The sequence below is a fragment of the Syntrophales bacterium genome, from assembly GCA_030655775.1.
Lineage (GTDB): Bacteria > Desulfobacterota > Syntrophia > Syntrophales > JADFWA01 > JAUSPI01.
Genome location: JAUSPI010000236.1, coordinates 1 through 4,425, shown reverse-complemented (window position 1 = coordinate 4,425; position 4,425 = coordinate 1). Strand labels below are relative to the sequence as shown.

Here is a 4,425-nt window from a genome sequence, read left to right as displayed (position 1 = left end):
ATGATTCCAGTGCAGAAAGGCTAAAAAAAACATCCTATTTTTTCTCTGACGGCTCTCCCAAACAATTATTACCATCTTATGGATAATATTTTTCGTGGATGTCCGTAATTAACAAGAAAATTTGTGCATAATGATGTTTTTTTCGTCATGTGAGGAGGTATTTCTTCTATTTAACCCGCTATTTCCTCTAAATGGTCACAAGTATCCCTTGGTTTATGTCAGCATTTTTTCTGTATTTTCGATGAGTATCTCCTTGGGAGAAACGAACGATTTGATGGAAGTTGTGAGCGATTGTTTTTAAGCCCATGACCAAACTACAACTCACTAACCCGCGAACTTTAAGTTTACCAGCTCCATGCGCACGTTTAAGGGCGGAATTAGTTCCTTCGATAGCGGCACGTTTACTACCGTTTTCGTTTCGATCTTTCTTGTCCATGAGGATTAAACGAGTATTTTCAGCAATGAGGCTCTTCTGGCTCACACGCAAGACAGTATCTTTCTTTTGAAACTGTATTGGGCATTGATCCTTTATGGAGCATTGAGTGCAGATATTTATGTCAAAGTGAGCACTCAAGATGCCACTTTGCGAATTAAAGTCACTTCGCAAGGGCTCCTGCAATTTCGGACAGCTCAAGATCGTTTCGAAGTGTTCAGTGTTAAAGGCATTGTAAGGCAGTTTATTCGACGTGACATTTCGCCCCGTCATATCCGTGTAATGGAGTTGGATTCCGAGCCCTTCCGCTTTTTTAATGAGATCGCTGCTATAATATCCACCGTCCACGTAAACATCCTTAACTGAAGTTGTTTCATGAAGTTCTGTAAGACTCTCATCAGCCATTTTGACATCACTTGCGCTATTGAGTTCCACTTGGTAATCCGTCACAACTTGAACTGGATTATTGTCTGCGCATGTCTCAGCGAGATTGACCACATAGCCAACGTGACTCTTGCCCGCCTTTTTTCGGTACGTTGCCTCTGAGTCAAAGGCGGATTGAAGGGAACTTGCGGCGATATCTTTGTTTTCTTTAGCCAGCCACACTTTGCGATCGTCATCATAAAGCGTTTGCTCTTTTATAAAGCGAACAAGTACCTGAATTTCCGGACGCATTTGCAATTCCAGGTTGTCTTTCATGAGTTGGCTCAGCTCACCTCCCAAATTCAAGAGTTTTTCTAAGCGTGACGATGTTTCAGTATCTTTCAATTTATAGAGAAGATTCGTCTTGTAATTCGGGTCTAAGACCTCTTTAAGCTCAAGACTAAGCATTTCCAAGGGACATGCCTTGATTCCTTGCAGTAAAACATCATAGGCTAAGGCAAGCCGTCCAGCCCGTTTTATGTTAGACATAATCTGAGTAGAATCCATTCTCTGTTCGTCGGTATCAAGTTTAGCTACTTCAATGAAGTGTTGAACGAGTGTTTCAAACTGTTTAAAGATCAAGCACCCTTCTTCGGGGTGTTCCAATGTGTACTTATATAGTCTGGCACGAAAATCATAGAAGGTTCGGCGTGCAAAGTAAAGCTCGCCTATATTACGTAGGCCCAAGGCATAGGAAATTTGAAAGTCGTAGGCAAACGCTTCAAAAAGAACTTCATCAACAAAATTTTTTAAATGCTTGATGATTTCGAGCGCAACCAAAATATTGATCGGGAAATTTGGACGTCCATTATCGCTCGAATAAAGAGGAGAAAATGATTTCTCGTCAATCTGACAAAAAACATGCTGATAAAATAGTCCAGCCCAACTCTTTTCCAGCCTCTTTTTATAGCGGTGGTCCATTCCGCTCAAATTATTAAATAATTTCTCTTGTCTATGTAATGTATTCTCTCTAAACATAGCAAAAATCACCTCAACTCATAGTATAAACAAATTATATCAGGATATCTCTGAATAGCTTTCTTATACTATATAATTCAATATGCTATAAGCGAATTCCTGCTTTTAGTCTAGAAAATCAGGGGGTTTCTGCACTGGAATCATATATATTTCCATAAAAGAACCATTTTTCCTTTTGGAAAGTTGATCATCTTCGGATAAGTATATTTCTTATTGTGTAGAAAGCTTTCCATCATATAGTTTATAATATATAGGGAACTAACTAAATTCTCGGAGGTTACGAATGGTCTATCACAAAGAGGAAAAAATCCTTAAACATATTGCCGCGGAACTCAAGCTGGATTTATCATCTGTAAGCAGGGTTGTTGCTCTGCTGGACGAAGGCAACACGATTCCTTTTATTGCCCGTTACCGTAAAGAAATATCCGGAGGTATGACTGATGAGGAGCTGCGCCTATTAACGGAAAAGCTGGCTCTTTATCGCAACCTGGAGAAACGCCGGGAAGATATTCACAGGCTCCTCTCAGAGCAGGGAGTCCTTACTCCGGAACTGGAAGCTGCCGTTGGAAACGCCGTCAACGTTACAGAACTGGATGATATCTATCGTCCCTACAGGCCTAAAAAACGTACCCGTGCTTCTGTGGCCAGGGAAAAAGGCCTGGAGCCTCTGGCACTTCTTATCATGGAAGGGATGCAGGATCCTTTGGAGGAGGCAGAGCTTTTTCTCGACGAAGAAAAAGGGGTCTTATCGGTTGAGGATGCTCTGGAAGGAGCGCGCGATATCATCGCCGAAATGGTTTCTGAAGACCCCCGGGTAAGACAGGAGCTAAGATCATTTCTGTATAAAGAGGGCATCATGGCAACACGTTCCAGGAAGGAAACGGAGAGCAGCTATGATATGTATTACAATTTTCAGGAGCCGTTAAAGAAAATTCAGCCCCATAGGGTTTTAGCCATTAACCGGGGGGAAAAGGAAGAATTTCTTTCTGTAAAAATCGAGATTCCTGAAGAGAAGGCGCTGCATTTAATTAAGAAGTATTATATTAAAAACGGGTTTAACTCCAAATCAATTATTCATCTTGAGGATGCTGTGCAAGATGGCTGGAAACGCCTCTTATTTCCTTCCCTGGAAAGGGAAATGCGAAACGGCCTTACGCAAAAGGCGGAAGAACAGGCCCAGAAAATTTTTAAAGAGAACCTTAAGGGCCTTTTGATGGTCCCTCCCATAAAAGGAAAACGTATTTTGGGAATTGATCCCGGGCTTCGTACAGGCTGTAAGATTGCATGTGTGGATGAAACGGGGAATTTATTGGAGGTTGCTATAATATACCCGACGCCACCGCGCAGTGATAAAGAAAAGGCTGCCAGGGTTGTTATGGAATTGATGGAAAAGCACAGACTTAATGCCATCGTGATCGGAAACGGTACCGGAGGGCGTGAAACAGAAGAATTCGTTGTAGAAGCCCTCTCTGACTATGGAAAGGAAATAGAATACGCAGTGGTTAACGAGGCCGGTGCAAGTGTTTATTCCGCTTCAAAGCTGGGACGGGAGGAGTTTCCGGACCTTGATGTGGCTGAACGAAGTGCCGTTTCAATCGCCCGCCGGGTACAGGATCCCCTTGCAGAGCTGGTTAAAATAGACCCTCAGTCTATCGGAGTCGGTCAGTACCAGCACGATGTCAATCAAAAAACACTGGCTGAAACACTAAGCGGTGTTGTTGAATCCTGCGTAAACCAGGTAGGAGTGAATTTAAATACATCGTCTCCTGCTCTTCTGGAGCGCGTTGCCGGCATAAACAAAACTGTTGCCAATAATATTTCTGCCTATCGGAGGGAAAACGGTTCCTTTAAAAGCCGTAAAGAGCTGAAAAAAGTCCCAAAGCTTGGCCCAGCAGCTTTTAAACAGTGCGCCGGGTTTTTACGGATCCCCGAGGCCGAACACTATTTTGACCGGAGTGCAGTCCATCCGGAATCATATGAAACTGCCGAAAAAATAATGTCCGCTGTGGGCATTACTCCGGACAAACTGGGCAGACCTGATGCAATCCCGCCTGTTGATATTAAAGAATTGGCTGCTGTTCTCCAGGTGGGAGAACTGACTCTGGCAGATATACTGGAAGAATTTAAGAAGCCGGGCCGGGACCCCCGGGAAGATCTTCCCAAACCGGTCTTTAAAAAAGGAATTCTTAACATAGAAGATTTGAAAGAAGGAATGGAACTTCAGGGGATTGTCCGCAACGTTGTGGATTTTGGGGCTTTCATTGATATTGGCGTACACCAGGATGGACTGGCCCATATATCAGAGCTTTCCAATCGCTATGTGAAGCATCCCCTGGATGTTGTCAGGGTCGGCGATGTGGTCAATGCCCGGGTTCTAGCTGTGGATGCTAAGAAAAAAAGAATTTCCCTCTCCTTAAAAACGGAAAAAAAGATATGACAAAGAGCATTTCAGTTTCCTATGGAACGGATCTTTTTATTTTATTTTCAATTTCAAAAAATTTAGCAGGAATCTAATTATACTTATAGAATGGTATATTAAATAAGTTGTTACAAAATATAAAAATGTGCTACTCGTTATGTTTAGTATCCTT

Annotated in this window: 2 protein-coding genes; one reads left to right on the top strand and one right to left on the bottom strand. The window is 42.5% G+C overall.

Annotation, left to right across the window (positions count from 1 at the left end):
* Window positions 1-187: 187 nt before the first annotated feature.
* Window positions 188-1,834 (bottom strand): transposase, encoded by a 1,647-nt coding sequence (locus tag Q7J27_12940; protein MDO9530045.1) that lies wholly within the window; start codon window positions 1,832-1,834, stop codon window positions 188-190.
* A 283-nt stretch (window positions 1,835-2,117) separates the two neighbouring features.
* On the opposite strand from Q7J27_12940, the gene Q7J27_12935 reads away from it, so the two are divergent.
* Window positions 2,118-4,271: a Tex family protein gene (locus tag Q7J27_12935; protein ID MDO9530044.1), complete on the top strand. Its 2,154-nt coding sequence runs from the start codon at window positions 2,118-2,120 to the stop codon at window positions 4,269-4,271.
* Window positions 4,272-4,425 lie beyond the last annotated feature (154 nt).